This is a genomic window from Pseudomonas sp. HMSC067G02 (assembly GCF_001813485.1).
Taxonomy (GTDB): Bacteria; Pseudomonadota; Gammaproteobacteria; order Pseudomonadales; family Pseudomonadaceae; genus Pseudomonas; species Pseudomonas aeruginosa.
Genome location: NZ_KV812693.1, coordinates 1 through 5,609, shown reverse-complemented (window position 1 = coordinate 5,609; position 5,609 = coordinate 1). Strand labels below are relative to the sequence as shown.

Here is a 5,609-nt window from a genome sequence, read left to right as displayed (position 1 = left end):
CACTCGCCGGCCTTGAGCTTCTGCGCGCGCACCGAGGCGTCGGTGTTGATGGCGAAGATCAGGTTGTCGACCTTCACCTCGTCCGGCTTCCAGTAGTCCTTGTTGCCCTTGAAACGGATCTGCGCATCCTTCTGGTAGCGGCTGAACACGAACGGGCCGGTGCCGATCGGCTTCTGGTTGATGTCGCTGGCCTTGCCCTGCTTGAGCAGTTGCGCGGCGTATTCGGCGGACTGGATCGATGGGAAGGGCATCGCCAGGTTCTGGATGAAGGCCGCGTCGACCTCGTTGAGGGTGAATTTCACCGTGTGCTCGTCGAGCTTCTCGATCCTGGCGATGTTCTTGTCCAGGCCCATGTCGGTGAAGTAGGGAAACTCGGTGGGGTAGGCCTTGCGGAACGGATGATCCTTGTCGAGCATGCGTTCGAAGGTGAACAGCACGTCGTCGGCATTGAATTCGCGGGTCGGCTTGAAGTAGTCGGTGCTGTGGAACTTCACACCCTTGCGCAGGTGGAAGGTGTAGGTCTTGCCGTCGTCGCCGATGTCCCAGCTTTCCGCCAGGGCCGGGATCGCCCGGGTGCCGCCGCGCTCGAACTGGACGAGGCGGTTGAACAGGGTGACCGAGGTCGCGTCGTAGTCGGTGCCGGTGGTGTACTGGGCGGGATCGAAGCCGGCCGGGCTGCCCTCCGAGCAGAACACCAGGTTGCTGGCGGCGTGGGAGAACGGGGAGCCGAGGATCAGACCGGCTGCCAGCCAGGCCCGAAGGGGAAGGATCTTACGCATGCAAACCTCATTTTTTCTTTTTCTAAGGGCATCGTCTGAGGATCGGCCTTATGGGCCATGGCAACTCTCGCCTTTCCATGGATGGCGGGTGACAGCCATGGACCCTGTGCGGCGACAGCGATCGTCCGTTTGTTGTTGGTCGACGATTCGCTGATGCCGAAATTAAGTCATGCTGAAATTGTGGTCAACGAAAATTAAGCACGACTAACATTTCTCTTGCGAAAACGTTTGCCTGACAGGATGGGAAGGTGCGCTGCGGACTGGCTCAGGGCGTCGGATGGTCGTCGAACAGGCCCATGGTGGTGATGGTCAGGACTTCCGCCACATCGCTGCCGACGTTGGCCAGGCAATGGGTCTTGGTCGCGTCGAAGTGCACCGAGTCGCCGGCGCCGAGGGGGTACTGGCGCCCCTCGATGGTGTAGACGATCTGCCCGGACAGGACGTAGGAGAACTCTGCGCCCTCATGGGAGATCAGCTCCGACTGGTAGCCCACCGGCATGTTCATCTTGACCGCATTGATCAGGTTGCCGGGGAAGGAGCTGGACAGGCGTTCGTAGGCCAGCGGCTGGCCCTCGATGGTGTAGCGTACCCGCTCGCCTTCGTGGGAGTCGGGCTGGGGTTGTGCCGGTTGGTCGAACAGGGCATTGAGCGGGATATTCAGCGACTTGGCGATGTTGGCCAGGGAAGAGATCGATACACCGGTGAGGTTGCGCTCCGCCTGGGAGAGGAAGCTCGCGGTGAGACCGGATTCGCTGGCGACTTGGTGCAGGGTCTTCTTGGCGGCGCGGCGATAGCGGCGCAGGCGTTCGCCGATGCGGTCTACGGTCATTGGGGAGACTCTTGTTGAAAGGCGCAGTATACCCAGCGCGGGGCGTCAATAAAGTCTGACAGATGAACTACCCGAACCCCTATTTTTTAAGTGTGACTGAAAATTTGTTTTGACCTGAATTTAAGCTCGACTTAAATTTCAGCCCGGTCCAGACGAGGAGAACAACAAATGACCGTGGGTGTTGGCGGGAGTACCCCTGCGCAGGCGCTGGAGCGTCTGCGGAACATGATGGACGGCGCGCAGCCGATCGGCCTGGCGTCTTACCGTGCGCGAATCGCCGCGGCCCAGGCGTGGATGGGCGAGCATGGCATCGCCGCGGCGTACCTGCATGCAGGCAGCAACCTGCGTTACTTCAGCGGCGTGCAATGGCACCCCAGTGAACGCCTGGTGGGTGCGCTGCTGCCCGCCGAGGGCGCCCTCGAATACCTTGCGCCGGCCTTCGAGGAAGGGACGGTGCGCGACTTCCAGGTGGTCGACGGCGCCATCCACACCTGGGAGGAACACCAGGATCCCTACCGCCTGCTGCTCGATCGCCTGGAGGCGCTCGGCGTGGGTGAGCGCAGCACGGTCGCACTGTGTCCGAGCCTGCCGTTCGGCATGTTCGAGCGCTTGCGCCAACTGGCGCCGGGCAGGAACTTCGTCAGCGCCGCGCCGCTGATCGACCAGGGACGGATGCGCAAGTCGGCCGAGGAGCTGGCGCTGATGCAGCGGGCCAAGGACATGACCCTGGAAGTGCAGAAGGCCGCGGCGAGCATTCTCCGTGAAGGCATCAGCACCACCGAAGTCGCCGAGTTCATCCACCAGGCGCACCGCAAGGTGGGTGCGCCCGGTTCGACCTTCTGCATCGTCCTGTTCGGTGCCGCCAGTGCCTTCCCGCATGGGGTGAAGCATGCGCAGGTGTTGAAGGATGGCGACATGGTGCTGATCGATACCGGCTGCCAGGTGCACGGCTACCAGTCGGATATCACCCGCAGCTATGTGTTCGGCACGCCCAGCGCACGCCAGCGCGAATTCTGGGGGATGGAGCGCGACGCCCAACTGGCGGCCTTCGAGGCCGCGCGTCTGGGCCAGCCCTGCGAGGCGGTGGACGCCGCCGCGCGGCGTTCGTTGGAGGCCAACGGCCTGGGGCCGGACTACCGCCTGCCTGGCCTGCCGCACCGCACCGGGCATGGCATCGGCATGGACGTCCACGAAGGCCCGTACCTGGTGCGTGGCGATCGCACGCCGCTGGATGTCGGCATGTGCTTCAGCAACGAACCGATGATCTGCGTGCCCGGCGAGTTCGGCATTCGCCTGGAGGATCACTTCTACATGACGGAGGAAGGTCCGCGCTGGTTCACCCAACCGAGCCCGTCCATCGACGATCCCTTCGGCCTCGGCGGCTGAGCCGGCCGAACGATAACGCCGCACGCGGCAAGGCAAGGGCCAGGGCTTCCCGCGTGCGGCGCAGCGATCAGTCCAGCTTCACCCGCGAAAAGTCCCGCGCCGACATCGGGCTCATGCGGTAGCCGCTGACGTTCTTGCGTTGCGCGTCGAACATCAACGGATGCGCCAGCGGCAACCAGGGCATCTGCTCGTGGAAGATCCGCTGCGCTTCCTTGTACAACGCTACCCGTTGGCTCTCGTCGTTGCTCATGCGCGCCTTGCGGATGGCTTCGTCGAAGCCCTTGTCGCACCAGCGCGCGCGATTTTCCCCGGACTCCACCGAGGCGCAGCCGAGGTTGTGGGTGAGGAAGTTGTCCGGGTCGCCGTTATCGCCGATCCAGCTGTAGAGCATCATGTCGTGTTCGCCGGCCTTGGTGCGCTTGACCATCTCGCCCCACTCGAGCTGGTGGATGTTCACCCGGATGCCGATGGCGGCCAGGTCGGACTGGATCAGTTGCGCCACTCGCGCCGGGTTGCCGCCGGGGCCGCTGCCGGTGCTGATGTAGAGGTTCAGGGGTGTGTCCGGGGCGACGCCGGCTTCCTTCAGCAGGGCCTTGGCCTGTTCGGGGTCGTAGGGCCAGTCGCGGATGCTGTCGTCGTAGCCGAGCAGCATCGGCGGGTGGGGCCGATGGCCGGGCGGGCCTGGTCGCCGAAGACGATCTTCAGGTAGGACGACTTGTTGAAGCCCATGGCGATCGCCCGGCGCACGCGCGGATCGTCGAACGGTTCGTGCCGGGTGTTGATCGCGGCGTGGGAGGTGATCATCGCCGCTTCTTCCAGCACCGTCAGTTGCGGGTCCTGGCGCAACGCGGCGACGTCTTCCGGCTTGGGCGTCAGGGCGATCTGGCATTCGTTGCGACGCAGGCGCTGCACGCGCACGTTGGGATCGAGGGTGATCGCCAGCACCAGGTGGTCGATGGCCGGCTTACCCTTCCAGTAGTCGGGGTTGGCCGCGTAGCGCACCTGGGCATCCTTGCGGTAGCGGGTGAAGACGAACGGGCCGGTGCCGATCGGCTTGCTGTTGAGTTCGTCGCCCTTGCCCCTGGCGATCAGTTGGCCGGCATATTCGGCGGAGAGGATCGAGCCGAACGGCATGGCCAGGTCGGCGAGGAACGGCGCCTCCGGGTGCTTGAGGACGAAGCGCACCTGGTGCTCGTCGATCTTCTCGATGCGCTCGATGATGTCGCGCAGTTGCATGGCGTCGGCGTAGGGGTAGCCGCTGGGCGAAAGGTCGTGGGCGGGGTGCTGCGGATCGAGCATGCGCTGGAAGCTGAACAGCACGTCGTCGGCGTTGAATTCGCGGCTTGGCTTGAAGTAGTCGGTGCTGTGGAATTTCACGCCCTGGCGCAGGCGGAAGGTGTAGACGAGGCCGTCAGCGGAGACGTCCCAGCTTTCCGCCAGGGCCGGGATCACCGTGGCGCTGCCCGGAGCGAACGCGGCCAGCGCGTTGTACAGCGGATGGGCTGAGGCGTCGAAGGTGTAGCCGGAGGTATAGCGGGCCGGATCGAACCCTTCCGGCGCCGCTTCGGTGCACACCGCCAGGGTCTTCGGCTGGGCCTGGATGGCGGCGCTGGCGGCGAAGGCGAGTAGCAGCAGGCTGTAGCGCAGGGCAGAGCGTGGTCGCATGGATGACTCCTCTGGAGCGGGACGGCCGGGTCGGCCGCCCTGGGGAGAGGCGCCGCCTCGCTCGTGGCGGGGCGGCGCGGCTGGCAGGCGAAGCTACTTGCCGACGCTGACCTCGTAGAACGAGTTCAGGCCGAACGGGCTGATCCTGAAGTCGTGTACCGTCTTGCGCATCGGCTGGTACACGGTGGAGTGGGCGATCGGGGTGATCGGCACTTGTTCCTTGAGGATGTGCTGGGCCTGCTTGTACAGCTCGGTGCGCTTGCCCTGGTCGGTGGTGCGCTTGGCATCCTTGACCAGCTTGTCGTAGCCGGCGTCGCACCATTTGGAGAAGTTGTTGCCGTCCACCGCGTCGCAGCCGTAGAGGGTGCCGAGCCAGTTGTCCGGGTCGCCGTTGTCGCCGCTCCAGCCGATCAGCATGGCGTCATGCTCGCCGCCCTTGGCGCGCTTGATGTATTCGCCCCATTCGTAGGTGACGATCTTCGCCTTGATACCGATCTTCGCCCAATCGTTCTGCAGCATTTCCGCCATCAGCTTGGCGTTGGGGTTGTAGGGGCGTTGTACCGGCATGGCCCACAGGGTGATCTCGGTGCCTTCGGCGACCCCGGCCTTCTTCAGCAGCTCCCTGGCCTTGGCCGGATCGTAGGGCGCGTTCTTGATGGTCTCGTCGTAGGACCACTGGGTCGGCGGCATGCCGTTGCTCGCCAACTGGCCGGCGCCCTGGTAGACGGCGTCGATGATGGCCTTCTTGTTCACCGCCATGTCCAGCGCCTGGCGTACTTCCAGCTTGTCGAACGGCTTGTGGGTGACGTTGTAGGCGATGTAGCCGAGGTTGAAGCCGGCCTGCGACGGCAGGTTCAGGTTCGGGTCCTTCTTCAGCGCGTCGAGGTCGGCGGGTCGTGGGTTGAGGGTGATCTGGCACTCGCCGGCCTTGAGCTTCTGCGCGCGCACCG

General features: G+C 64.5%; 4 protein-coding genes and 1 pseudogene. 1 reads left to right on the top strand and 4 read right to left on the bottom strand.

Annotated elements, in window-relative coordinates; translation table 11 throughout:
* Nucleotides 1-779: ABC transporter substrate-binding protein (locus tag HMPREF2914_RS18655; RefSeq protein ID WP_256562206.1), on the bottom strand; the 779-nt coding region annotated here is incomplete at its 3' end.
* A gap of 265 nt (nt 780-1,044) precedes the next feature.
* The gene (gene psdR, locus HMPREF2914_RS18650; protein WP_003094433.1) at nt 1,045-1,608 is read right to left on the bottom strand and encodes a transcriptional regulator PsdR; all 564 of its coding nucleotides are present in this window, start codon (nt 1,606-1,608) and stop codon (nt 1,045-1,047) included.
* A 168-nt stretch (nt 1,609-1,776) separates the two neighbouring features.
* Here psdR and mdpA point away from each other — a divergent pair, with 168 nt between their 5' ends.
* On the top strand, nt 1,777-2,994 hold the full coding sequence (mdpA, locus tag HMPREF2914_RS18645; RefSeq protein ID WP_003094429.1) for a metallopeptidase MdpA: 1,218 nt from the start codon (nt 1,777-1,779) through the stop codon (nt 2,992-2,994).
* Between the two features lie 67 nt (nt 2,995-3,061).
* On the opposite strand, the pseudogene HMPREF2914_RS18640 reads toward mdpA, so the two are convergent.
* Together HMPREF2914_RS18640 and HMPREF2914_RS18635 are read right to left on the bottom strand one after the other, a co-directional pair.
* Nucleotides 3,062-4,659, bottom strand: a pseudogene (locus tag HMPREF2914_RS18640) (ABC transporter substrate-binding protein).
* A gap of 93 nt (nt 4,660-4,752) precedes the next feature.
* Nucleotides 4,753-5,609, bottom strand: an 857-nt coding sequence (locus HMPREF2914_RS18635) for an ABC transporter substrate-binding protein (RefSeq protein ID WP_256562205.1), incomplete at its 5' end; no start/stop codon positions are given.